The sequence below is a fragment of the Sphingobium sp. 3R8 genome (genome assembly GCF_020166615.1).
Classification (GTDB): Bacteria; Pseudomonadota; Alphaproteobacteria; order Sphingomonadales; family Sphingomonadaceae; genus Sphingobium; species Sphingobium bisphenolicum.
On sequence record NZ_JAIQXR010000017.1, the window covers coordinates 86,950 to 110,714 of the forward strand.

Consider the following 23,765-nt stretch of genomic DNA (forward strand, 5'->3'; position numbering starts at 1 on the left):
TGTCGCAGACCAGTGGGATGAGCAGGGGTTTTACGATATTTGCCGGCAGTAGGACAGCCGAGCGAAAACAATCCGGCCAGAATGTTTCGTTGCTTAAAATCCCGCCGGAAACTGATGCCGCCCGTCGTCGCCGATGCGCAGCACGACCTTGCCCGCGACCGCGCTGATCGGCAGATCGCCATAAAGATGCGGGAAGAGCGCACCACAGCGCGACTCCTCCCATCTGATCGCATCGCCGAAGGGGGCGAGGTCGATCATGAGCATGACCAGCCGATCCTGCCCGGCAAAATGCCTGGCCACCGTTTCGGCCGCCTGATCGCGGGTCGACATATGGATATAACCGTCCGTCAGATCGATCGGCGCGCCTTTGAACACGCCATCGGCCTTGAACTGGTCATATTGCTCCGCCGTCAGCACCTTGTAAGCGAACAGGTCGCTCATGCCTCCGGGGTCGTCTCGGTCGATTCGGCGTCTTCGCTTTCCTCGATCTTGGCGGCGCTCACGACATGTTCGTCCTTGGCCACATCGAACAGCCGCACGCCCGCCGAATTGCGTCCAATGACGCGCAGGCTGTCGAGGCCCATGCGGATCAGCTTCGCCTGATCGGTGACGAGCATCAACTGGTTGGCCTGCGTGGCGGCGAAGCTGGCGACGACCGGGCCGTTGCGGCCGATATTGTCGATGTTTGTGATGCCCTGACCGCCGCGGCCGGTGCGGCGGTAATCATAGGCGGACGACAATTTTCCATAGCCATTGGAGCAGACGGTCAGGATGAACTGCTCCCGCTCCTTCATCAGGGCGAACATCGCCTGATCGCCCATTTCGCCATCCTTTTCCGGCTTCCAGGGCGCGAAACGGAGATATTCCTCGCGCTGTTCCTGATTGGCGCCGGAGCGATGGAGAATGGAGAGCGAGATCACCTCGTCGTCATTCTTCAGCGTCATGCCGCGCACGCCGGTCGAGGTGCGGCTCTGGAATTCGCGCACGTCGGTCGCGGCGAAGCGGATCGCCTTGCCCTGGCGCGTGGCGAGCAGCACGTCGTCCTCTTCGGTCAGCAGCGCGACGCCGATCAGCCGATCGTCGCTGCCTTCGTCGAAGCGCATGGCCAGCTTGCCGTTGCTTGGCACATTGGCGAAGGCGTCCATGCTGTTGCGGCGTACCGTCCCGTTCGCCGTCGCGAACATGACGTGCAGATCCTTCCAGCTATCCTCATCCTCGGGCAGCGGCAGAACGGTGCGGATGGTTTCGCCCGGACCCAGCGGCAGCAGGTTGACCATCGGTCGTCCGCGCGTCGCCGGGCCGCCTTCGGGCAGGCGCCACACCTTCATGCGATAGACCTTGCCCGCGGTAGAGAAGAACAACACCGGCGTATGGGTCGACGTCACGAACAATTCGGTGACGGCATCCTCATCCTTGGTCGCCATGCCCGACCGGCCCTTGCCGCCGCGCGCCTGGGCGCGGAAGCTTTCGAGCGGGGTGCGCTTGATATAGCCCTGCACCGTGACGGTGACGACCATCTCCTCGCGCTCGATCAGATCTTCGTCCTCGATGCCGTCGGCGGCGGCGGTGATTTCGGACAGGCGCGGGGTCGCGAATTCCTTTTCGACCGCTTCCAGCTCTTCGCGCATGACGGCATAGAGCTTCACCCGATCGCCCAATATGGCGAGATATTCGGCGATGGCTTCGGCCAGTTCGGCCAATTCCTTGCCGATTTCGTCGCGGCCCAGAGCGGTAAGACGATGCAGGCGCAGGTCCAGGATCGCGCGGACCTGAATGTCGCTCAACTTGTAGACGTCGCCATGGACATCGGTTTCGATCGCTTCGACCAGGCGCAGATAGGGCGCGATCTCGCCGATCGGCCATTCGCGCGCCAGCAGCCTTTCGCGGGCTTCGGCGGGACTGGACGACCCGCGGATGATCTTGACCATCTCATCGAGATTGCTGACCGCGACGACCAGACCCAGCAAGATATGCGCCCGGTCGCGCGCCTTGTTCAGCTCGAACTTGGTGCGGCGGGTAATGACCTCTTCACGGAACTTGACGAAGGCTTCGATGATCTCGCGCAGGCCCAGCAATTCGGGGCGGCCGCCACGGATGGCCAGCATATTGGCGGGGAAGCTCGATTGTGCGGGCGTGTTGCGCCACAGCTGGTTCAGCACGACTTCGGGCGTTGCGTCGCGCTTCAGGTCCATGACGATCCGCACGCCTTCACGGCTGGATTCGTCGCGAATGTCGCTGATGCCCTCGATCCGCTTGTCCTTGGCGGCTTCGGCGATCTTTTCGACCAGGCCGTTCTTGCCGACCTGATAGGGGATGGCGGTCAGCACGATCGACTGGCGATCGCCGCGCCCTTCCTCGACCACATGGCGCGAGCGCATCATGATGGAGCCGCGGCCGGTATGATAGGCGCTGCGCGCGCCCGACTGGCCCAGGATCAGCGGCGCGGTGGGGAAATCGGGACCGGGGACGATGGCGATCAGTTCGTCGGTCGTGATGTCGGGATTGTCGATATAGGCGAGGCAGGCGCGCAGCACTTCGCCCAGATTATGCGGCGGGATGTTGGTCGCCATGCCGACCGCGATGCCACCCGCGCCATTGACCAGCAGGTTGGGGAAGCGCGCGGGCAGAACCTGCGGCTCGCTTTCCGATGCATCATAGTTGGGCGTGAAGTCGACCGTGTCCTTGTCGAGATCGTCCAGCAGCGCGGTCGCGACCTTGGCCAGGCGCGCTTCGGTGTAGCGCATGGCCGCCGGCGGATCGGGGTCCATCGAGCCGAAATTGCCCTGACCGTCGATGAGCGGAACCCGCATCGACCAGTCCTGAGTCATGCGCGCCAAAGCGTCGTAGATCGAGCTGTCGCCGTGCGGGTGATATTTACCCATTACCTCACCGACGAGGCGCGCGGACTTGCGATAGGGACGGTTGTAGACGAAGCCCGATTCCTGGGCGGAGAAGAGAATGCGGCGATGCACCGGCTTCAACCCGTCGCGCACATCGGGGAGGGCGCGGGCCACGATGACGGACATGGCATAGTCGAGATAGCTTGCCTTCATCTCGTCTACGATGGAGATGGGGCTGATGTCCGAAGGGTCGGCGAGGACAGTCTCGTCGGTCAATGCGATTCTCTTTTTTCAGGATGGATTCTGTTACTCAACCCCTAGCCGAGCGAAACAAATCTGTCACCCCTCGCGCGCGCACGCGCGCCCGCATGTGCAACCAAGACGGTATGGGGAGGGGATATGTTCGCAAGTGGAACGAAGCGGCTGTATAACGGTTGCAAAATCCGACGATATCGGCTTGTTCAATGGCCGTTCACGCGCCGCCCCCTAATCGGCGCTCAACCGCGAAAGGTCGCCTGTTGTCCCCCAATCAGGCGCGCAAAGGAGATGAGGATCATGCGTTTTGTTACCCCGGTGGCGCTCGTGCTGGCTTTGGCAATGACCGGCGGCGCGATCAGCGCGCCTGCCTTCGCCGCGAAGAAGGAAGAAAAGAAGGCCGGCCCGAAGCTCCATGTTTCGCCCGACGTCATCAAGGCGCTGCAAACCGCGCAGAAGGCCGCTGAAGCGCAGGATTTCGCCGGAGCCAAGGCTGCGCTGGCTGAAGCCGACAGCAAGGCCACATCCAATGACGACAAATATCAGATTGGCGCGATCAAGCTGAACACATCGATCGCCGCCAAGGATACGGCATTGCAGAGCGAGGCGCTGAACCAGATGCTCGACAGCGGCCTGACCCCGCCCGAACAGGCTGGGCAGTTCAACGCGATCGCTGCCGACCAGGCGATGCAGGCGAAGAATTACGACGTCGCGATCCAGCGCGGCCAGGCGGCGCTTGCCGCCGGTTACAAGGGGGAATCGGTGCAGCCCACCATCGCCCAGGCCTATTTCGGCAAGGCCGGCACCGGCAATGGTTCGGTCGAGCCGGCGCGTGGCTTCAACCAGCAGGGTCTGACCGCGCTCAAGGCCGCGGCCGACGCGATGAAGGCGTCGGGGCAGCAGGTTCCGGCCCAATGGTATCAGATCGGCGTCAGCCGTGCGGAGGCGGCCAAGCTGCCCGACGTGACGGAATGGGCGAAGATGGCCTATCAGGCCGAACCCAGCGGCCAGAATCTGCGGACGCTGGTGCGCCTGTTCCAGCGCGCCAACCCCAATATTTCGAACCGCGAAAATCTTGACGTTCTGCGTCTCCTGTCGATTTCCGGCGGCCTGGTCATCGCGGCGGACTATACCGAATATGCCGAAATGGCGTCGAAGACCGGCATCTATGGCGAGGTCAAGTCGGCGATCGACGCCGGCCGGTCCAAGGGCGTGCTGAGCGCGACGCAGGGCGCCGACGTCTATCAGACCGCCGTGCCAAAGATCGCGGGCGACAAGAGCACGCTGGGCGCTGCTGAGGCCGACGCGCAAAAGGCCGCCAACGGCAAGATCGCCGCCGCCACCGGCGACGCCTATCTCGGCTATGGAGACTATGCCAAGGCTGCGGCGATGTTCGAACTGGCCAAGCAGAAGGGCGGCGTGGAAGCGGACGAGATCAACTCGCGCCTCGGCATCGCCAAGGCACTGGGCGGCGACAATGCCGGCGCCAAGGTCGCGTTCGAAGCGGTGCAGGCCGGTTCGCGCAAGCAGATCGCCGGTTTGTGGCTTGCCTATCTGGGCACCAAGGGCGCCTGATTACCCGGTGTGGGCGCGCGGTTGTCGCGCGCCCACAGGTTTCAATGACTATTATTTTGGGGGAGCCGGGGCGGCCCATGCGCATCGATATCAAGATTTCCCGCCTGCCGATGGCGGCGCTGGCGGCGACTGTGGCGATTGTGGCAACCCCGGTGGCGGCAAAGAAGCAGCCGGTCGTGGCTGGTCCGCCGATCGTCATGTCCGACGGTTTCCGTGCCGCAGCCCAGGCTGCCGAAGCCGCCTTGAACGCGCGCGATGGGACGACGGCTGGCGCCCGCATTGCATCGCTCAGTCCCACCAATGATTTTGAATCCTATGTTGCGGCCGGGATGCGCTTTCAGCTTGCGGCGCAACGCCGCGACGTGCAGGCCGAACGCATCGCCCTGACCGACATGTTCAAGACCACGGCTTTGCCGCGCAGCGAGGCGCCGCGGTTGCGCTATGTCGCAGGTTATCTGTCCTACATGGTCGGCAATTATGCGGATGCCACCGCCCAGCTCGATTATGCCAAGACGCTGGGCTATGACGGCATCGACGCGACCATGTTGCGTGCCGACATCGCTCTGCGCCGTAACAAGCCCAAGGAAGCACGCCCCTTCGTGCAGGAAGTGATTGCCCGGCAGAAGGCGTCGGGACAGCCTGTGCCGCTGGCCTGGACCGATCGCGCCATCGCCATGGCCTATCAGGCTGGCGACTGGGCCGAAGTCGGGCAACTTTACCGCGACCGGCTGAACCAGCAGGATGGCAAGGAAGAATGGCGCTCCGCGCTGGTCAACTACCAGTCGGCCGCCGAACTGGAACCGCAATTGCAGCTCGACCTCTATCGCCTGCAGGCGGCCAATGGCGCGATGGCGAGCGAGCGGGACTATCAGGCCTATGCGCAGGCGGCCGAGAAATCAGGCTATTATTCCGAAGCCAAGGCGATCATCGAATCCGGCCGCAAGGCCGGCAAGCTCACGCCGACCCAGAGCGTGACCAGCCAGTTGCTCAAGAGCGTCACGCCCAAGGCTACCAAGGAAATCGCTGCCTTGCCCGCCATGGCGAAGAAGGCGACGACGGCAAGCAATGGCAAGGACGCGCTGGCCGTCGCGGACAGTTATTTCTCGCTGGGACAGTTTCCGCAGGCCGTCGAACAATATCGGCTGGCGCTGACCAAGGGCGGGATCGATGCCGGGCGCGCCAATGCGCGGCTGGGCGTGGCGCTGGCGCGGTCCGGCGACCTGCCCAATGCCCAGGCGACGCTGGCGCAGGTCAGTGGCCCATGGACCGCGATCGCCGGCTTCTGGACGGCCTGGGCGCAGCATCAGGATCGCAAGGCCGGCTGACGCACGCCGGCCTGTTCCGCTGCCCGGTTCAGACGGGCAGGGGGACGCCGGGCTGGTTCTTGGACGTGCGGATGGTCAGCGATGTCTTGACGCTGACCACATTGGGCGCAGGCGTCAGCTTCGACGTCAGGAATTGCTGGAAGCTTTGCAGGTCGCGCGCCACCACTTTCAGGATGAAGTCGATTTCGCCGTTCAGCATGTGGCATTCGCGCACTTCGGGCAGCGATGCGACATGATCCTGGAACGCCTTGAGATCGGCTTCGGCCTGGCTCTTCAGGCTGACCATGGCGAAAACGGTAATGGTATAGCCCAGCATAGCCGGATCGACGACGGCATGGTAGGATTTGATCGCCCCCGCTTCCTCCAGCGCACGTACGCGGCGCAGGCACGGCGGCGCGGTCAGGCCGACTTTGCGGGCCAATTCCACATTGGTCATCCTGCCGTCCTGTTGCAGTTCGCCCAGGATCTGCATGTCGATGTCGTCGATATTGGGGCCGGCCATTATTTCGCTTATTTCCTGTCCTGTTTATGCAAGCCATCATAATAATGTTTCAGGGCAATGCAATTGTCCCACTATGCGACGATCGCTTTCGTTCGCAGCATCGGGGCCTTTTCCTTTCCGCGTTGAGCGCCTATCGATGATCGGGGCCGTATCGGCGCGCTGCGGGGCGCAGGCTTTCAACCCGCATGATTTGGGGATTTTGGTGCGTTTCAACGATCTCATGCAGACAGTGCTGGCGGCGCAAGACCGTAGCGGTCTGGGCGCGGTGACGTTGTGGCGCCAATGTGTCGATCTCCTGGCCCAGCATGATCGGCCGGACCGGATCGCCATGGCGGCGCAGGATCGAGGGGCGCTGCTCGAACGGCTGTCTACTCTCCAGTCACAATTGACCGAAACGCAGCGAATCGCGACCGTGGTGGAACTGGGCGGCCGTCTGCGTTCGCCCAGCCTGGTCGCCTTCTTCGCCAATGACCGGCCCTCGATCGCCGCCGCCGCCGCTGCGCGCGCCCAACTGCCGGAGGCCGCATGGGTCGAACTGCTGCCGCACCTGACGCCCACGGCGCGCGGCGTGCTGCGCGGCCGGCGTGACATAGGTCCGAAGACCCGGCAGGCGCTGGAAGCCTTTGGCGCGTATGATCTGGTGCTGTCTACCGCACGGCCGGACATGGTCGGCGACAGCGACATGATCCTGACGCAGGAGATGCGGGCGGAACCCGATCCGTCGCCGATCGAGCCGAAGGCTTCCGCGACGGTGACGCCGCTGCGTCCGCAGCCAGGCGACGAAAGCCAGATCCGCAATCTGGTCGACCGGATCGCGCGGTTCACCAGCACGCGCAAGCCGCCGGAGGCCGCCAATGCCGACGCCTTCCCCGTCAGGGAGGCCGCGCCCCGCGAGTTCGCGTTCGAAACCGATGCGGAAGGCGTGATCCTGTGGATCGACCAGGGGCCGCGCGCGGCGCTGATCGGCCTGATGCTTGGCGATGTCGCGCTGGAGGGGGGCAGCGGACCCGACGCCTATGTCGCCGGCGCCTTCACGCGTCGCAGCGGATTCCAGAACGGACGCTATACGATCGTCGGCGGGGCGATGGCGGGCGAGTGGCGGCTGTCCGCCACGCCGTTTTTCGATCCGCGCTCCGGGCGTTTCCAGGGCTATCGCGGACAGGCGCGTCGCCCTTTCCTGCATGAAGTCGCCAGCGAACCGAAGCCCGCGGCCATGGCCATCGCCGGGCTTTCGGCGGACTCGCTGCGGCAACTGGTCCACGAATTGCGCACGCCGCTGAACGCCATATTGGGCTTTGCCGAGATCATCGAACAGGAACTGTTCGGCGCTGCCGGCGTCCAGTATCGCGACATGGCGGGCAAGATCGCGGTCGACGCGCGCCACCTGCTCGCCGCGTTCGACGATCTGGATCTGGCGGCGAGGGTCTCGCGTGGCGATGGTGCGACCATGCCCCAGCTGATCGACCCCGCGCTGCTGGTGACGCAGGTCGCAACGCGCTTTGCGGATCAGGGCGCCGTCGGCATCGACATCGCTGTCGCGCCCGGACTGCCGCAGGTGCGGATCGATCCGGTGCAGGGCGAGCGGATGGTGCAGCATCTGCTGCGTACCGCTATTTCGGTTGCGCCGGCGGGTGAGGCCGTCACCGGCGCGTGCTGGTTTCAGCCGGATGGCGCGGCTGGACGGGTGGTATTCGCAGTCGACCGCCCATCCACCCTGATCGGCATGGACGAAGCGCAACTGCTCGACCCGGGCTACGACGCCAGTGGCGACTGGGTCGATGGACCGTTGCTGGGGTTGGGCTTTTCGTTGCGGCTGATCCGCGGGCTGGCCGGCACATGCGGTGGCGGGCTGGCGATCGAGCCGGCGCGGCTGCTGCTGACGATCCCCGCCGTCGCGCTTGCCAGCGATCTGGCAGACCACGCCTGACGGGCCAAGCCCGGAGGGACAGGGAAACCCTATCGCAACCATTGGCCGATAGGGATGTGGCATGATGGCTCAACTTCATGATGGCAATCTGCTCCGGCCGCCACTGGCGCAGGACCTGATTGCGCTCGACCCCGCCTTCGGCACGCGCTTCATCCTGTTCGTCGACACCGAGGAGGAGTTTGACTGGGAGGCGCCGTTCAGCCGCGCCAGCAATCGCGTCACGGCGCTGGCTGGCATGGCGCGTGGTCAGGCCTATTTTGCTGCTGCCGGGGTCAAGCCCATCTATGTCACCGATTATCCGGTGATCGACAGCGATGCCGCCGCCGCGATGATGGGGCAATGGGTGAATGATGGCGCGGCCGATATCGGCGCGCATCTCCATCCCTGGGTGAACCCGCCGCATGTCGAGGATGTGAACGCGGCCAACAGCTATGTCGGTTTTCTTCCCGAAGCGGTCGAGCGCGCCAAGCTGGAGGCGCTGTGCCAGCGTATCGAGGAGCGGTTCGGTCGACGCCCCATCGCCTATCGCGCCGGGCGCTACGGTGTCGGCCCCAACAGCGCGCGCCTGCTGGAGGAGGCGGGTTTCCGGCTCGACAGTTCGGTGCGCAGTCGGTTCGACTATAGTCATCAACATGGTCCGGACTTTCACGGCATGCCGCAAATTCCCTATTGGGCCGGGCCGGGCCGGTCGCTGATCGAACTGCCGTTGTCCACCGCCTTTGCCGGATTGTTGCGCGGGGGCGGCGAGCGTCTGTACCGCGCCGCGCAGGCCATGGGGCCGCTCGCAGGGGCCTTGTCGCGCGCCAGGATGCTGAGTCGCATTCCGCTGACGCCCGAAGGCGTTCCTTTGCATGAGGCGATTGCGGCGATCGACGCGCTGATCGAAGAGGGCGTTCGCGTGCTGAATTTCAGCTTCCATTCGCCGACGCTGGAGCCGGGGCATACGCCTTATGTGCGCGATGAAGGCGATCGGACGGTGTTTTACGGCTGGTGGGACGGCGTACTGGCGCATCTGGCCCGCCGCGGCGTTGCCGCCGCCAGCCTGGATGAACTCATTGCCGCCGTTCCGTGCGCGGACAGGCTTGCCAATCGGCGTGATGCTGCCTAATCGGCAGCGGAGGTGGGGCCTGTAGCTCAATGGTTAGAGCTGGCCGCTCATAACGGCTAGGTTGCGGGTTCGAGTCCTGCCGGGCCCACCAAATTTCATAATCACGATTTTCATTTTAGCTCATTACGCACCCGGCTGCGTCCCATTACCTCACGACATATCGTTCTGGTCCACTCACTCTGGGGCGGCGGCGAGGGACCGGCATTGGCAATGGCCGCATAATGGCTATGACCGCCACTCAAGGGCAGAATGCAGCGTCGCGCGGCGGGGACTGAAAGCCTTCCGATTCTGGCGACAGATGACCTGCCGGGCGCTATCGCCGCGCCGACATTGGAGGCCGTGGGCGATTGCGATGGCATCCGCACGCAGACCGATGCACCGGCTCTGCGGCCCCGGATCGTGAACATCGCCGATCGCGGCCGTCCGGCGGCGCTGGAGCAGCCGGCGCAGTGACGCGGCCCTACAAGAGCGTCATCAATCCCGTAGCGGGATCGATGAAGCCTTCATGGATCATCTTGCCGGCTACATAGAGGATGACGAGAAGACCGATATAGGCGATGGCGCGATAGCGTTCGATGACGCGGGCCAGGAGGTTGGCGGCGATGCCCATCAGTGCGACCGACAGGACCAGCCCGATCACCAGAATGCCGGGATGCTCGCGGGCGGCGCCGGCGACGGCCAGCACATTGTCCAGGCTCATGGAGACGTCGGCGATGGCGACAGCCCAGGCGGCCTGCGCGAAGCCTTTGGGCGCGGCCTTGCCGGCGACGTCATCGCCTTCTTCTGCCGCGCCGCCCGAGCGTAGTTCGCGCCACATCTTCCACGCGACCCAGACGAGCAGCAGGCCACCTGCGAAGACGAGGCCGACCAGTTGCATCAACTGGGTGACCAGCAGGGCGAAGGCGATGCGCAGCACCAATGCGGCGATGACGCCAATCGCGATCACTTTGCGCCGCGATGCGGGCGGAAGGCCGGCTGCCAGCGCGCCGACGACGATGGCGTTGTCGGCCGCGAGCATGATGTCGATCAGCACCACCTGACCGAAGGCGGCGAGCGCGGACGGCGATCCGATATTGGAAAAGTCGGCGACGATATGCTGCCAGATGTCGTTCATGCTGTCTCTTGCCTGTCCAGACGGGCCATTGTCCTGCGCCAGATGAGCACCGGCTTTGTCGGTGCAGTTAGGGACGCAAGCTGTCACCAACCTTTCAGCGGCGATGATGGCGGAAGATCGGGAGCTGGATTTTGGCGTCGCGCCGGGGCTGGCGGGGGAGGGGCAGTGGCAAGCGCCGCCGCGCTTCGGATGTCGGCCGAAGGCGGAAAGGCGACTTGCCGCCGTCGCGGACATGATTGGAGTGTTATGCCCTGGCCTTCATTCCAAGCCAGCGCTCGCCGTTGCTGATGGGGTGCGCTGGCTAGACGGCGACGCTATGCGCTTATTCGAGCCGAAAAAAGGTCGTTCGGTCAACGATAAGTGGAATGAAGTTCGTGCGATATACGGGATGTTTTATTGTGCATCCTGGACGTAAGATAGGCAGGTTCATATCGCGCGGTCCTACCGGAACGTCCCGATCAGCATGTGGAATGGCCGTGGCAGCGATTTCTGAAAATCAAAGAATATCAAAGCGACAAATCGCTTGATTGGTGACCCTACGGGCACCCGGCAGTCATGGCAAGGTATTGATTTAACGTCGGTTCTTGCTTTCGACAAAAGATTGATACCATCACAAGTGCCAACTGCCTATTGGGATTGCGTGGATTTAAATGGGATATGTGGAGAAGAGGTGGCGCTTCATCAGCAGATATGCCGGGAAAACTTGTTCATCGGGCATGGTCGAACTGAGACTGTCCGGTTACTCAGCAGGTAGGCGCTGATAGTTGCCATGCCACTCCCCACCACATGCGGTGCGCGCTTTATTGGCTGAGCGAGCGCGTCGTCGTTTTGCAAGAACTTGTACACAGCCTCTGTATCGTTCGCGGTGCATCGCTGGAAGAACGATAACGCGAAGCATGACGCCAGTGTTACCCTATGATCCGATTTCTTGATGACGATCGAATTCATCTCCTCTACCGTCATGCGGATACAATCGGAGACGAATATGGCCGATGCTCCCAGAGGAGCCTCCGGGAAGAAGCCACGAGTAGCTATTCGGCAGCAAGCCACGCCTCGGGATAAGACTCTTCATTTCCGGGTAGAAACGCGCATAGCGGAAGCACTTGAAGCTGCCGCTGCTGCTGATCAGCGTTCGGTGACTGGAGCGGGCCGGGTCGCGGTAGATACCCCGTGCGGTGATCCGGCGCCCCCATCGCCGCTCAATGGTGTCGTCCATACCGATGACCACAGGACCATCGGGCACGAGCCGTTCGACCACAATGCCCAGTAAACGCCTGGCAACGGCACGCGAACTCCAGGGGGCGCGGTTGAGGATCTGGTGATAGGTTGCAAAGTTGGCAGCATCGGCTCGGCCGGTCATACGCAGGCAAGACGTAACGGTCCGTTTGCCCGTGGCCAGCAGGCCGCCCATCACAAGAACAAGTACATGCTCCCAACTGGGAGCCGTAAAGCAAGGGCGCCATGCCTGCAGCCATTGGCGCAGGATCTGGGGGACGGGATCGCCGATAACGGCCTTGTTCTGGTCCAGCATTCCATGCTTCGAATCCTGACTGAAGCACGTTGCAACGCTTAGGCTGTTGCCATGCGGCGAGGTGACTCGAATAGCTGTGACCCGACGGCAGCTATGGATGTACCATGAAAGACGAGGAAATCATTCTGCGCATCGAGACGTTCGACGCGGCCAACGGCGGCGGCGTCGGATGGTATGAGGACAAGGGCGCTTACCATCTCTATCTGCTGGAAACCGAGGCACCGATCGCCCGCCTCAAGCCTGTCGGCACGCGCGACGAAGTCAGGCTCGGCTACTGGTCACACCGGCGAAAATGGGAAGATATCGACGATATGGGCGGATGCGTCCTGCCCCTCGATCAAGCCCTCGACCACATCGCTGAAAACAGCATCTTCTGGACCTGGACCTGACCAAAAACGTACAAAGTCGAGCTGAGGTCATTCGGAATGCCTTGCTTATAACGTCACAGATGCGCGAACATGTGATGAATGAGGGTAGCGGTCCGATCACATCGAACCGCTACATGGGTGCCACATGATCGAGACGGATCCCAATCATCCCCGAAAAAGATCGCGGAAAGCCGTACAAGTGCGACCCGCAGCCTTCGTTGATATTTTTCTGCCAATGACCATTACGATGTCATCGTAGGATTGGATGCCGATGAAATAACAAATTTAGCGCTGAGATATTATCATCAACAAGGGTCAGGTCCAGAATGCGCCTATTGTTCGACTCCGCGCAAATTATGGATGGCCTGCGTGCGATTGGGAACATTGAGAAACCCCCGGTTTGGTGAGCCATAACCCTATCGTCAGCTTGCCAGCATTCTCCGGCTGGCCTCAACCCAATCCTGCCGTAGATCGACGGTTCCTACACCACCCTGCATGACACAACCGGCTACATTTCAGAGAAGGGCCCCGTCGAGCCGCGGACGATGAAGCTGACATTGTGACGTGGCGCCAGGAACGATCGGCCCTGCTTTGCGGCGATGAGCATTTCGACCGCCTCGTAAGCCATTTCTTCAATCGGCTGATGAAGCGTGGTCAGGCTCGGCCATACGGATTTGGCAATCCAACTGTCATCGAACCCTACGACAGACAACATGTCAGGAATTTTGATGTTCAACTGGCCCGCTGCCGCGAAAACGCCTGCCGCCATGTCGTCGTTCGCCGCGAAGATGGCCGTGGGACGGGAAGCGGCCCGCAGCAGTTGCATACCGCCGCCGATGCCGGACTCAAACGTGAAATCGCCCTCGGCAATGGCGACATGCTCGGGCGCTATATCCCGTTGCCGTAGCGCCGAGTAGAAGCCCGCGCGCCGCCATCCACTGGCGCCATGCGTAGGCGGTCCGCTGATGAATCCGAACCGCCGGTGTCCGAGGCTCCAAAGATGCCTGACAGCCTCAGCTGTCGCTTCGCTGTCGTTGGTCGAGACGAACATCGAGCGGTCGGGAAACTTGTCCGGCGCGATGCGGACGTAAGGGATCTGATGCCGTTCGAGCGCGTCCAGCACCTCTCCGCAGTCGGTAGCCGGCGGTGTCACGACCATCCCGTCGATCCGCCGGTGCTCAAGCATGACATTCATGGTCTCGGTGATGTTGCCGCTGCTGGTGCGGACATTTTCGAGAACCAGCTGATAGGCTGCCTTGTGACACGCATTGTAGGCCCCGTCCTGAATCTTCATGGTGTAACTGGGGCTGGGATTGTCGAACAGCACGCCTATCGTGAAAGAGCGTCCTCCGGCGAGCGAGCGGGCAGCCAAATTCGGCTTGTAGCCGAGGCTGTCGATAGCCGCCTCAACCTTGGTCCTGAGTGCGGCGCGCACGTTGGATTCACGGTTGATTACACGGGACACGCTTTTCATGGATACGCCCGCGTGACGCGCAACGTCGGTAATGGTCACCTTACTCATCTCGCCAAATGCCCTTACAGCCTCGATCATCTACACGATTGCCGGATTGAACGTCTCTCAGCTCTTGAAGTCTCACGCGATGAATCTTCCATGCTTTTGCCCCACTACTACAAGCCAAAAAAATGACAGCGCTATCAGCAAACATGGCGCGACAGCGAGGCATTTACCGTTATGGCCTTCGGAAAACGCGGGGAGGCCTCCGATCCGGTTCTGTCATTTGACTGATTGATCGCTCCCGTACGTCCATTGTTTGAAGCGGCGCAGAATGCCGATTGCATCAGCAGCGATCTTTCCTCAATCACCAATTTATCTATCTCGGGTCGCAGGATACCGCCAGCCCGCTGCTCCGGCGCATAGGGACAAGCCGCCTGTCAGTCGCCAGTCCCGGTCCCGACGGCAAGATTTGCTTCACATATCAGCGTCGCATTTCAAAATTGACAGCGCAGTCATGATTTGTAATGTAGAAAAAAACGCAAGGGGAGTTTGCCATGAATGTCGTTCGTCGTTTCGCGTCCGCATCGCACATTGCGCTTGTTGCAAGCGCTACAGTCGCGACCATGCTGGCCGGTGCGCAGGGCGCCGCTGCGCAGGTCAGCCAAGCTCGCGATGCTGCGCCTGCGGCCGACGAGATTGTAGTCACCGCGCAAAAACGCGCCGAACGTCTTCAGGACGTTCCCCTCGCGGTGACGGCCGTGACATCGGACGCGCTGGCGCAGCAGAATATCAACGACACCAGTTCGCTGGTCAGGGCCGTGCCCTCGTTGCAGTTCCAGCCAGGCGCCACCTCCAACGGTTCGGGCTTCCGCATTCGCGGCATCGGATCGCAGCTGTTCAGCCTCGGCGTGGAAGCTTCGGTGTCGGTCGTGGTAGATGGCGTCGTTGCCGCGCGGCAGGCGCAGAGCTTTGCCGATTTCGCCGACATCGAACGCATAGAAGTGCTGCGCGGTCCGCAAGGCACGCTGTTCGGCAAAAATGCGACCGGTGGCGTAATCAACATCATTACCGCGCGGCCGAAGGACAGCTTTGGCGGGTCATTCGACGCCACCGTGGCCGAGATGGACGAATATCGTATCAAGGGCACAATCACCGGCCCGATCGCCGAGACGCTGAATGCCCGTGTCAGCGGCTATTACAATAATGTCGGCGGCTACATCAGGAATCAGGCCAACGGCAAGGATGTCAACAAGTCGGAAGGCTGGGGCCTGCGTGGCAAGCTTGACTGGCAGGCCACGCCCGACCTCAACTTCCTGCTGGCGGCCGATTATCGCAAGAACAAGTCCGATTGCTGTAATCCCGTGCTGGTCAATGTGCGCAATCCCGACACGTTGACATTGATAGCGCCTGTCACCCCGTCGATTTACAATCGCAGGATCAACGAAGACGAAGTGAACAGGAACTATGATCGCCAGTTCCAGACATCGCTGGAGGCGAGCTGGGATCTTGGCGCTGCGACCGTCACGTCGATCACGGCTTACCAGAAGTATAAGAACGTCGCCAATAACCCGACCGACAAGCTTAACAATCCCAACCCGATCTACATCCCAGGCAACGGCGTGTTGGCCCCCGGCCTGACCATCGGCAAGTTCGATCAGAATGGCGGCACCATCGACCTCGATCAATTCTCCCAGGAATTGCGCGTCGCCTCCAATGGCCAGCGCGACCTGGGCTATGTCTTTGGCCTGTTCTATTCGGATGTGTCGGTCGACCGCACATTCCTGCGCGCGGCGATTGCATGTCCGACCGGCGGCGGTGCCATCGGCACGGTCTGCGCCAATCCGGTCACATTCTCATCGTCGCTGGCCGCGCATAACCAGACCGAAAGCATCGCGGGGTTCGGACAGATCGACTGGCGCGTGGTCGGCGGCCTGAAGCTGATCGGCGGCCTGCGCGTGCAGCATGAAAGCACGTCGGTCGACGGCACCCGCACCGCGCCAGCGATTGCCGGCAGCACCGCATTCCCGGGCAATGCGTCCATCAGCGGCAAGCGCAGTGCCAGCGATACGGCGGTGACCGGCAAGGCCGGCGTCCAATATGAATTCAGCCGGAACGCTCAGGTCTACGCCAGCTTCACCCGCGGCTACAAGGGACTGGGATTTAACACCGAGCTGGCGACCAACTTCGCCACGCAGGAAGCGGTCCAGCCTGAACATGTGAACGGATATGAACTAGGCTTCAAGGGCCGCACCGCCGATGGCCTGTTGAGCGTCGCGGTCGCGGGCTTTATCGCCGACTATACCGACCTCCAGGTGTTGGCGAACCGTTCCGATCCGTCGACCGGCCAGATCGCCTTCGTCCAGACCAATGCGGGCAGTTCGCAGACGAAGGGGGTGGAGATCGAGGCCGCGCTTAATCCGGCCGAGGGGCTGTCGGTCAATTTCGGCATGACCTATGCCAAGACCAGGCTGGACGCCGATGGCCTCAGCTGTCCGCTGCAGGTGCAGGCGGCGGCCGCGACCAACATTCTTACCGGCAATTTCCCGGTGAACAGCTGCTATCGCAGGCGGATTGTTGATGCTTCCGGCACCGTGCTGAGCACTTCGGGCCCACTACAGGATGTGCGTGGCGGCGAACTGCCCTTCTCACCCAAGCTGCGGTTGAACGTTTCGCCCCGCTATGAAATGCAACTGAATGACAGCGGCTTGTCGGCCGTGTTCCAGATAGGCCTCAACTATCAGTCCAAGCAGCGGTTCGCGCTGGAACAAGACCCGTTGCTGGCGCAGAAGGGCTATGCGCTCGTCGATACCTCGATCGGGCTCAAGGGGCCGGAAGGCCGCTGGTACGTGACCGGCTATGTCCGTAACCTCTTTGACAAACAGTTCGTCACGTCGATGGCGCACTCCTCGCCGATCTCGACCGCGGCGCTGCCGTTCGACCTGGCGGCGTTCATATCGAAAGAGTCCAACCGCTATTTCGGCGTGAATTTCGGCATGAAATTCTGATCCACGCGGGGCGGGGCGTCCTTCGTGGAGCGCCCCGCCATTTGATGTCCGACGTTTCGGAGGGTAGTCGCGGAGCCATGAGATGCAGATGCTGACCAGTCGCAGACATGTCCTTACCGGTCTGGCGGGCGGCGTAGCGGCGATGGCGGGCGGTCGAACCCATGCCGCTACCGCGCGAATGGCGCAGCCCAACTTCATCGTCATCCTGACCGACGATATGGGCTATGGCGACATCGGACCGATGGGGGGCAAGACCATCGCCACGCCCTATCTCGACAAAATGGCCCGGTCCGGTCGCGTCCTTACCGATTATTACGCTCCCGCCAATACTTGCACGCCGTCGCGCGCGGGTATGCTGACCGGGCGATACGCCATACGCACGGGCCTCAACCGGCCGTTGCTTGCCCGCGATACGGCGGTTCTTCCCCGCAGCGAGACAAGCATCGCCAAGGCGCTGCGCCCTCAATATGCCAGCGCGATGATCGGCAAGTGGCACCTGGGTCATTCCGGGCCGGACTGGTCCCCCCTCAATTATGGCTTCGATCTCTTCTACGGCCTGCCCTACAGTCACGACATCACGCCCCTGTCACTGTGTGAAGATGCAGGGCAGGGGATGCGGACCGTGCCGTTCGTGCATGCCACCCTGCAACAGCAATTTTGCGACCGCGCCGAACGGTTTATCACCGATAATCGCGAACGCCCCTTCTTCCTCAATCTGTCGCTCAGCAGTCCGCATCTGCCCAATTTCCCCGCTTCCTCCTGGGCCGGAAAATCGCATAAAGCCGGTGCCTATGGCGACAGTGTCATGGAAATCGATGCGATCGTGGGGAGGGTGCTCGACTGCCTGTCCCGCAACGGGATCGAACGGCAGTCGCTGGTCCTGTTCACGTCGGACAACGGCCCCTGGTTTGAAGGTTCCCCGGGCGGCCTGCGCGGGCGCAAGGGCGGCAGCGGTTTCGACGGCGCCTATCGCGTGCCCTTCGTTGCCCATATGCCGGGCACAGTTGGCCGAGGGCGCCGCGACGCGATCGCGATGGGCATCGACCTGATGCCGACATTCCTGGCGATGGCAGGTTTATCGCCCCCGCCCGGACTGGCGATGGACGGAAAGGATATTGGCGCCGTGCTGAAAGCCGGCGCGCCAACGCCGCACGATCATCTTATATTGTTCAACCAGGACGATGTGATCGGCATCCGGACACAAAGATGGAAATATGTCGCGGCCGACTATTACGCCGGTACGCTCGCCCTGACCGATATGCGGGGCTATCCGGGGCTGTACGACATGCTCGCCGGCCCGGAAGACTATAGCGTGGCGTCCGTCCACCCCGCGGTGGCGCGCGGGATGCGCGAACTGTTTCTGGCCGAACGCGAACGATTTCGTCCGCTGCGCACCAACCCGACCGATCCCCTGGCCGATCAGGAGCGCCATCATCCGGCCTGGGTTCTGCCCCAGCCCTGGCGAGACTGGCCGCAGTGACATCGTAAGAGAGAGCAGATTTCAGGAGATTATGATGACCGCAAGCAGTTCCCTTCGCAGGCTTGCCCTCGGCACGGCCGCAGCCCTGGCGGTCATCGTGTCGCCCCTGGCAGCCCGGACGAACGGTGTCGCCGCACCCTCCGCCGCTTCCCCCGCAACCCCAACCGGACAGCAGCAGCGTCAGCGCAACGTGATCTTCATCCTGGTGGATGATTTGCGGTTCGATGGTCTGGGCTTCCTGCAACCGGGGGTCAAGACGCCGAATATCGACCGGCTGGCGGCGGGCGGGACCTATTTCCCCAACACCCGCGTCACATCCTCGCTATGCAGCCCCAGCCGTGCGACCATCCTAACCGGCATGACCGCGCGGAACCATGGCGTGGTCGACAATAATCATTCGTCGGAGGAAGGCCTGACCTTCTTCCCCAAATATCTTCAGGGCGCGGGCTATCAGACGGCCTTTTTCGGCAAATGGCACATGGGCAACGACACCGCCGATCCGCGGCCGGGCTTCGACAAATGGTTGAGCTTCAAGGGGCAGGGCAACTATTATCCCAATAGCGGCATATCGGACGAACGCTTTGCCAAAGGTGTGGTCAACATGCTGAACGTGGACGGCAAGGAAGTGCCGCAAAAGGACTATATCACCGACGAACTGACCGACTATGCAATGAACTGGCTGGCCAAGGAACGCGATCCCAAAAAGCCGTTCTTTCTCTATCTCAGCCACAAGGCGGTCCATTCCGACCCGCTGCCGCCGCCGCGCTACGCCCATCAATATGACAAGGCCGAGTTCCGGCTGCCGGCCAGCGCCGTCGACACGCCCGAGAATTACAAGGGCAAGCCGCGCTGGGTCTATGACCAGCGCAACAGCTGGCACGGCATCGACTTCTTCTACAATTCCGACATGAAGATGACGGATTATCTGAAATATTATTACGGCACCCTGTCCGCCGTCGACGACAGCGTCGGGCGGATCATGGCGTGGCTGAAGAAAGCGGGGCTGGAGAAGGACACGCTGGTAATCTTCACTTCGGACAATGGTTTCCAGGTGGGAGAGCATGGCCTGATCGACAAGCGCAATGCCTATGAGCCCTCGGTCAAGGTGCCGCTTGTCATGTACGAACCGGGCACCGTTCCGGCGGGGGTCGTCAACAGCGGCGCGATCCGCAACTTGGATTTCGCGCCGACCTTCCTCGACCTGGGGGGCGCGCAGCGTCCGTCGCAGTTCGAAGGCAAAAGCGCCTGGCCGCTGATCACCGGCGCAGTGGCCGCAAAGGACTGGAAAGCGCCCGATTTCACCTATGAATATTATTGGGAATGGACCTTCCCGCAAACGCCGGGCACCTTCGCCATCCAGCGCGGTAACCTCAAATATATTCAATATTATGGCGTATATGATGCTGACGAACTGTACGATGTCGCCGCCGATCCGGGCGAAATGAACAATCTGGCCGAAGACCTGAAATATCTTTCGACCAAGATCGAGCTGCGCCAAGCCTTGTTCGACCAGCTCGCCGACCGCAATGGTCGGCACGTTATCCCCTATACCCAGCGTCAATCGATCGGCGCGGTGCGGCGCGGCCGCAATGGCACCGGTGCGGCGCCGTTCCCGGACAGCTGGCTCGTCGAACCCAACCGCGAGGACCGGCTGGACCCGATCGTCAACGACAGCCTTGCCAAGCAGGCCGCGCATGATCGGGGCGAGAAGTTCATCCCTGCACCCATCGTCGGCCAAGGCACCAACAGCGTCGAGCATGGCATGAAGAGCCTGCCCAAATCCAAGCAGCAGTGATCGGGAGATAGCGTAATGACATTGAAATCGGTCCTGTTCGCAGCCGTAGCGGCATCTGCCGTTGCCACACCGCCCGTTGCCCATGCGCAACAGGCCCCCGCCGTCGATATGCGATCCGCTGACGTCCGGGCGGGCGCGACGGTCAAGCGAATGACGACGGACGAAAAGACCGTGCTGACCCACGGCATCATGCCGTTGCCGCTGGGTGAGAAAACGCCGCCGATCCCGGCCGACGCGATCCCGGGCGCGGGTTATATTCCCGGGATCGAACGGCTCGGCATCCCGGCGCTCAAGGAAACCGACGCCAGCCTGGGCGTGTCCTATGTCATGGGCTTGCGCAAGGACGGGGCGACTGCGCTGCCGTCGGGCGTGGCGCAGGCGGCCTCTTGGAACCCCGACCTCATCTATCGCGGTGGGGCCATGATCGGTTCGGAAGCACGGGCGAAAGGCTTCAACGTATTGCTTGCGGGCGGCGTCAACCTGATGCGCGATCCGCGCAACGGACGCACGTTCGAATATCTGGCGGAAGATCCGCTGCTGTCCGGCATGCTTGTGGGCGCGGCGATCCGTGGCGTGCAGTCGAACAACATCATCTCCACGATAAAGCATTTCGCCCTGAACGGGCAGGAAACCGGTCGCAAATATGTCGACGCGAAGATCAGCGAGGGCGCGGCGCGTGAAAGCGACCTGCTCGCCTTCCAGATCGGCATCGAACAGGGCCAGCCAGGTTCCGTGATGTGCGCCTATAACCGCGTCCATGGCGAGCAGGCCTGCGCCAGCGACTGGCTCCTCAACACAGTGCTCAAGCAGTCCTGGGGCTATAAGGGCTTCGTCATGTCGGACTGGGGCGCTGTCCCCAATCTCGACGCGGCGATCAAGGGGCTGGACCAGCAGTCCGGCGAACAGCTCGATCCGGGCGTTTTCTTTGGTGACAAGCTCAAGGAAAAGGCTGCTGCCGATCCTGCCTACAGGTTGCGCCTCGATGACATGAACCGTCGCATCCTGACCGCCATCTACGCCGCGAAACTGGACAGCAACCCGGTGCGACCCGGCGGCAGGATCGATTTCGACGCGAACGCCAAAGTGGCCGAGGAAGCGGCGAAGCAAGGCATTGTGCTGCTTAAGAACAAGGGCGCGCTGCCGCTTGCCAAAACGGCGAAGTCCATTGCCATCATCGGCGGCTACGCCGATGGCGGTGTGCTGTCGGGCGCCGGTTCCAGCCAGGTCCATGGCGAAGGCGGCCCGGTAGTGACCCGGCCCTCAGCCGGCAAGGGCGTGTGGGCGGGCTTCATCGCGCAGCAATATCATCGCTCCAGCCCGCTGGACGCCATCCAGGCGCTGGCCAAGGACGCCAAGATCAGCTTCCGCGACGGCCGCTACATCGCCGACGCGGTAGAAAAGGCCCGGCAGGCGGAAGTCGCCATCGTCTTCGCCACCCAGTGGCAGACAGAGGGGCTGGACGTACCCGACCTTTCGCTGCCCGACGGTCAGGACGACCTGATCGCCGCCGTCGCCGCCGCTAATCCCAACACGATCGTCGTGCTCGAAACCGGCGGCCCGGTTAAGATGCCGTGGCTCGACAAAGTGTCAGCCGTGGTCGAGGCATGGTATCCCGGCGCCCGCGGCGGCCCTGCGATCGCATCTATACTGTTCGGCGACACCAATCCCTCGGGCCGCTTGCCGTTGACCTTTCCAAGGGACGAAAGCCAGCTTCCGCGCCCGAAGCTCGACGGCAGCGACTGGGTCGAGCCGGATTTCTCCGGCGGTCCCAGCTCGGGCAGCGACAAGTTGATCTCCGATTACGACATCGAAGGCTCCGACGTAGGCTATCGCTGGTTCGCCCGGCAGCGCCAGAAGGCGCTGTTCCCGTTCGGCTACGGCCTGTCCTACACCTCGTTCGAGAGCACGGACCTGAAGCTCAAGGGTCTGACCGCCAGCTTCACCCTGAGCAATACGGGTCGACGTGCGGGCGCGGAAGTGGCGCAGCTATACCTCGTCAGCCGTAACGGTGAGGCGAAGCAGCGCCTTGCCGGATTCGCTCGCGTCGACCTTGCCGCGGGCGCATCGCAGAAGGTGACGTTAAGCATCGAACCGCGCATCCTTGCCGACTGGCAGGACGGCGGGTGGGTCATGCCTGCGGGGGAATATGCCTTCGCCCTGGGCACAGATGCCGAAACATTGGCGGCCCCGGTCACCGTCCGACTAGCCGCCAGGAAATGGAAAGACTAGGGCCGTAACGGGCCGGCGTCTCCAGGATGGCCAGGTGGGAGGCTGTCCCTCAGAATGATGGTGTTGGAACGAGGCCCGAGCGAACGGCCTCAAGCATCATTGGAGGAACAGCCATGGAGCAGCGCCCAGGCGCTAACTGAATTGTTAGCGTTGCGCCCGCGATCGCACGATTTTCACGCGGTGTGGTGAGGTGAGGTGGGGCGGTGGCCGGGGTGGAAGGAGGCGTCCGCCCGGAAATCACTTCGACCTTGAAATGCACCGAAATCCAATGTGGCTGGTGGAACTGTCGATCGCCTGCGGGTGGCGGGCGGCCGGCCGATAGCGCTGGCAATAGTTGGGGGCGCACAGATGCGAGCCGCCCTTCACAACCTTGCGCGGGATTGCGATCTCGGGCGCCGAAGGGTCGAGGCTCTCCCGCTTTTTTGCCCCACGGGGATTTGCCGGTACGCAACAGCTGCCCTTGCTCTTTCGTTCAATCCTGGGTTGGCCAAACCAGTCGGCGGTCCATTCCCAGACATTCCCGATCATGTCGAAAAGACCATAGCCGTTGGCAGGGTAGCTGCGCACCGGCGAAGTGCGTTCGTAACCGTCCTCCAGCGTGTTGCCAAATGGGAACGCGCCCTGCCAATAGTTGGCGAGCATGGCACCCCCCGGCGCTAGTGTATCGCCCCAGGCATAGTCCGCGCCATCAAGTCCGCCGCGCGCCGCATATTCCCATTCCGCCTCTGTGGGCAAGGTCTTGCCAGCCCATCTGGCATAGGCTTCCGCGTCCTGATAGACGACATGGACGACCGGATGATCCTCCAGCCCCAGGATGCTGCTATCGGGTCCCAGCGGGTGTCGCCAGTCCGTACCCGCGCTGAATGACCACCACTGGCTATAGTCACCCAGGTCGACCGGCCCGCTAGTGCGCTGGAACAACAGCGATCCAGCGCCCGCCAACGCCGGGTCCATGCCAGGATAGTTCTTTGGATCAGGTGCGATTTCGGCTAAGCTGCGATAGCCGGTCGCCGCGACAAAAGCAGCGAAATCCGCGTTGGTGACGGGCGTCTCGTCGATCCAGAAGCTGTCCACCCGGACGGCCCGCACAGGCGCTTCCTCGGGATAGAAGGCGTGCGATCCCATCCGGAACGTCCCGCCTTCTATCCACCGCATGCCGTTTTTCACGTTCAATCCGTTAGTCCTTACATTGCCATCGGTGCCAGCCGCAGCCGCGCGTATTCCTCGTTTAGAGGTCGGAGATCGGCGTCTTCGG

17 protein-coding genes, 1 tRNA gene and 1 pseudogene are annotated in these 23,765 nt (G+C 62.4%); 12 read left to right on the top strand and 7 right to left on the bottom strand.

All coding sequences use genetic code 11. From position 1 onward, the window contains the following. Positions 1-93: 93 nt before the first annotated feature. Together K9B33_RS16285 and gyrA are read right to left on the bottom strand one after the other, a co-directional pair. Complete coding sequence (locus K9B33_RS16285; RefSeq protein WP_224550125.1) at positions 94-441, bottom strand: DUF952 domain-containing protein; 348 nt, start codon at positions 439-441, stop codon at positions 94-96. After that, positions 438-3,116 (bottom strand): DNA gyrase subunit A, encoded by a 2,679-nt coding sequence (gyrA, locus tag K9B33_RS16290; RefSeq protein ID WP_224550126.1) that lies wholly within the window; start codon positions 3,114-3,116, stop codon positions 438-440. The genes K9B33_RS16285 and gyrA overlap by 4 nt, the downstream gene beginning before the upstream one ends. A 279-nt stretch (positions 3,117-3,395) precedes the next feature. Here gyrA and K9B33_RS16295 point away from each other — a divergent pair, with 279 nt between their 5' ends. After that, positions 3,396-4,670 (top strand): hypothetical protein, encoded by a 1,275-nt coding sequence (locus K9B33_RS16295; RefSeq protein WP_224550127.1) that lies wholly within the window; start codon positions 3,396-3,398, stop codon positions 4,668-4,670. A 77-nt stretch (positions 4,671-4,747) separates the two neighbouring features. Next, a complete protein-coding gene (locus K9B33_RS16300) occupies positions 4,748-5,995 on the top strand; it encodes a hypothetical protein (protein WP_224550128.1) in 1,248 nt (415 codons plus the stop codon). 28 nt (positions 5,996-6,023) lie between these two features. Here the strand turns inward: K9B33_RS16300 and K9B33_RS16305 are convergent, their stop codons facing one another. Then, positions 6,024-6,497 (bottom strand): Lrp/AsnC family transcriptional regulator, encoded by a 474-nt coding sequence (locus tag K9B33_RS16305; protein ID WP_066602894.1) that lies wholly within the window; start codon positions 6,495-6,497, stop codon positions 6,024-6,026. A gap of 220 nt (positions 6,498-6,717) precedes the next feature. On the opposite strand from K9B33_RS16305, the gene K9B33_RS16310 reads away from it, so the two are divergent. The 4 genes and pseudogenes from K9B33_RS16310 to K9B33_RS16325 all read left to right on the top strand — a co-directional run bounded on the left by K9B33_RS16310 (position 6,718) and on the right by K9B33_RS16325 (position 9,985). Next, complete coding sequence (locus tag K9B33_RS16310; RefSeq protein WP_224550158.1) at positions 6,718-8,424, top strand: sensor histidine kinase; 1,707 nt, start codon at positions 6,718-6,720, stop codon at positions 8,422-8,424. A gap of 61 nt (positions 8,425-8,485) precedes the next feature. Next, positions 8,486-9,522 (top strand): annotated as a pseudogene (locus K9B33_RS16315) (polysaccharide deacetylase family protein). 25 nt (positions 9,523-9,547) lie between these two features. Further along, a tRNA-Ile gene (locus K9B33_RS16320) sits at positions 9,548-9,623 on the top strand. A 158-nt stretch (positions 9,624-9,781) separates the two neighbouring features. Next, entirely contained in the window at positions 9,782-9,985 is a 204-nt protein-coding gene (locus tag K9B33_RS16325; RefSeq protein ID WP_224550130.1) for a hypothetical protein, read from the top strand. A 7-nt stretch (positions 9,986-9,992) separates the two neighbouring features. Here K9B33_RS16325 and K9B33_RS16330 read toward each other — a convergent pair whose 3' ends face one another. Beyond that, complete coding sequence (locus tag K9B33_RS16330; RefSeq protein WP_224550131.1) at positions 9,993-10,646, bottom strand: YjbE family putative metal transport protein; 654 nt, start codon at positions 10,644-10,646, stop codon at positions 9,993-9,995. Positions 10,647-10,701: 55 nt separating this feature from the next. Here K9B33_RS16330 and K9B33_RS16335 point away from each other — a divergent pair, with 55 nt between their 5' ends. Continuing rightward, positions 10,702-11,061 carry a hypothetical protein gene (locus K9B33_RS16335; RefSeq protein WP_224550132.1) on the top strand — a complete coding sequence of 120 codons (360 nt, stop codon included), beginning with the start codon at positions 10,702-10,704 and terminating at the stop codon, positions 11,059-11,061. A 498-nt stretch (positions 11,062-11,559) separates the two neighbouring features. On the opposite strand, the gene K9B33_RS16340 is transcribed toward K9B33_RS16335, so the two are convergent. After that, positions 11,560-12,177: a transposase gene (locus tag K9B33_RS16340; RefSeq protein ID WP_224550133.1), complete on the bottom strand. Its 618-nt coding sequence runs from the start codon at positions 12,175-12,177 to the stop codon at positions 11,560-11,562. A gap of 104 nt (positions 12,178-12,281) precedes the next feature. On the opposite strand from K9B33_RS16340, the gene K9B33_RS16345 reads away from it, so the two are divergent. Next, positions 12,282-12,566: a hypothetical protein gene (locus K9B33_RS16345; protein ID WP_043155122.1), complete on the top strand. Its 285-nt coding sequence runs from the start codon at positions 12,282-12,284 to the stop codon at positions 12,564-12,566. 487 nt (positions 12,567-13,053) lie between these two features. On the opposite strand, the gene K9B33_RS16350 is transcribed toward K9B33_RS16345, so the two are convergent. Then, the gene (locus K9B33_RS16350; protein ID WP_224550134.1) at positions 13,054-14,067 is read right to left on the bottom strand and encodes a LacI family DNA-binding transcriptional regulator; all 1,014 of its coding nucleotides are present in this window, start codon (positions 14,065-14,067) and stop codon (positions 13,054-13,056) included. Between the two features lie 488 nt (positions 14,068-14,555). On the opposite strand from K9B33_RS16350, the gene K9B33_RS16355 reads away from it, so the two are divergent. From K9B33_RS16355 to K9B33_RS16370, 4 genes are all read left to right on the top strand, one after another. After that, the gene (locus K9B33_RS16355) at positions 14,556-17,006 is read left to right on the top strand and encodes a TonB-dependent receptor (protein ID WP_224550135.1); all 2,451 of its coding nucleotides are present in this window, start codon (positions 14,556-14,558) and stop codon (positions 17,004-17,006) included. A gap of 82 nt (positions 17,007-17,088) precedes the next feature. Then, the gene (locus K9B33_RS16360; protein WP_224550136.1) at positions 17,089-18,486 is read left to right on the top strand and encodes a sulfatase-like hydrolase/transferase; all 1,398 of its coding nucleotides are present in this window, start codon (positions 17,089-17,091) and stop codon (positions 18,484-18,486) included. A 31-nt stretch (positions 18,487-18,517) separates the two neighbouring features. Further along, a complete protein-coding gene (locus K9B33_RS16365; protein WP_411974032.1) occupies positions 18,518-20,281 on the top strand; it encodes a sulfatase in 1,764 nt (587 codons plus the stop codon). 15 nt (positions 20,282-20,296) lie between these two features. Further along, the gene (locus K9B33_RS16370; protein WP_411974033.1) at positions 20,297-22,510 is read left to right on the top strand and encodes a beta-glucosidase family protein; all 2,214 of its coding nucleotides are present in this window, start codon (positions 20,297-20,299) and stop codon (positions 22,508-22,510) included. A 237-nt stretch (positions 22,511-22,747) separates the two neighbouring features. Here K9B33_RS16370 and K9B33_RS16375 read toward each other — a convergent pair whose 3' ends face one another. Further along, positions 22,748-23,665, bottom strand: a complete 918-nt coding sequence (locus tag K9B33_RS16375; protein ID WP_224550161.1) for a formylglycine-generating enzyme family protein — start codon at positions 23,663-23,665, stop codon at positions 22,748-22,750. Positions 23,666-23,765: the final 100 nt, after the last annotated feature.

Coding starts and splice junctions, on each gene's coding strand:
- K9B33_RS16285 (WP_224550125.1), bottom strand. CDS start 441: ATGAGCGACCTGTTCGCTTACAAGGTGCTGACGGCGGAGCAATATGAC.
- K9B33_RS16295 (WP_224550127.1), top strand. CDS start 3,396: ATGCGTTTTGTTACCCCGGTGGCGCTCGTGCTGGCTTTGGCAATGACC.
- K9B33_RS16300 (WP_224550128.1), top strand. CDS start 4,748: ATGCGCATCGATATCAAGATTTCCCGCCTGCCGATGGCGGCGCTGGCG.
- K9B33_RS16305 (WP_066602894.1), bottom strand. CDS start 6,497: ATGGCCGGCCCCAATATCGACGACATCGACATGCAGATCCTGGGCGAA.
- K9B33_RS16310 (WP_224550158.1), top strand. CDS start 6,718: ATGCAGACAGTGCTGGCGGCGCAAGACCGTAGCGGTCTGGGCGCGGTG.
- K9B33_RS16325 (WP_224550130.1), top strand. CDS start 9,782: ATGCAGCGTCGCGCGGCGGGGACTGAAAGCCTTCCGATTCTGGCGACA.
- K9B33_RS16330 (WP_224550131.1), bottom strand. CDS start 10,646: ATGAACGACATCTGGCAGCATATCGTCGCCGACTTTTCCAATATCGGA.
- K9B33_RS16340 (WP_224550133.1), bottom strand. CDS start 12,177: ATGCTGGACCAGAACAAGGCCGTTATCGGCGATCCCGTCCCCCAGATC.
- K9B33_RS16345 (WP_043155122.1), top strand. CDS start 12,282: ATGAAAGACGAGGAAATCATTCTGCGCATCGAGACGTTCGACGCGGCC.
- K9B33_RS16350 (WP_224550134.1), bottom strand. CDS start 14,067: ATGAGTAAGGTGACCATTACCGACGTTGCGCGTCACGCGGGCGTATCC.
- K9B33_RS16355 (WP_224550135.1), top strand. CDS start 14,556: ATGAATGTCGTTCGTCGTTTCGCGTCCGCATCGCACATTGCGCTTGTT.
- K9B33_RS16360 (WP_224550136.1), top strand. CDS start 17,089: ATGCAGATGCTGACCAGTCGCAGACATGTCCTTACCGGTCTGGCGGGC.
- K9B33_RS16365 (WP_411974032.1), top strand. CDS start 18,518: ATGATGACCGCAAGCAGTTCCCTTCGCAGGCTTGCCCTCGGCACGGCC.
- K9B33_RS16370 (WP_411974033.1), top strand. CDS start 20,297: ATGACATTGAAATCGGTCCTGTTCGCAGCCGTAGCGGCATCTGCCGTT.
- K9B33_RS16375 (WP_224550161.1), bottom strand. CDS start 23,665: ATGCGGTGGATAGAAGGCGGGACGTTCCGGATGGGATCGCACGCCTTC.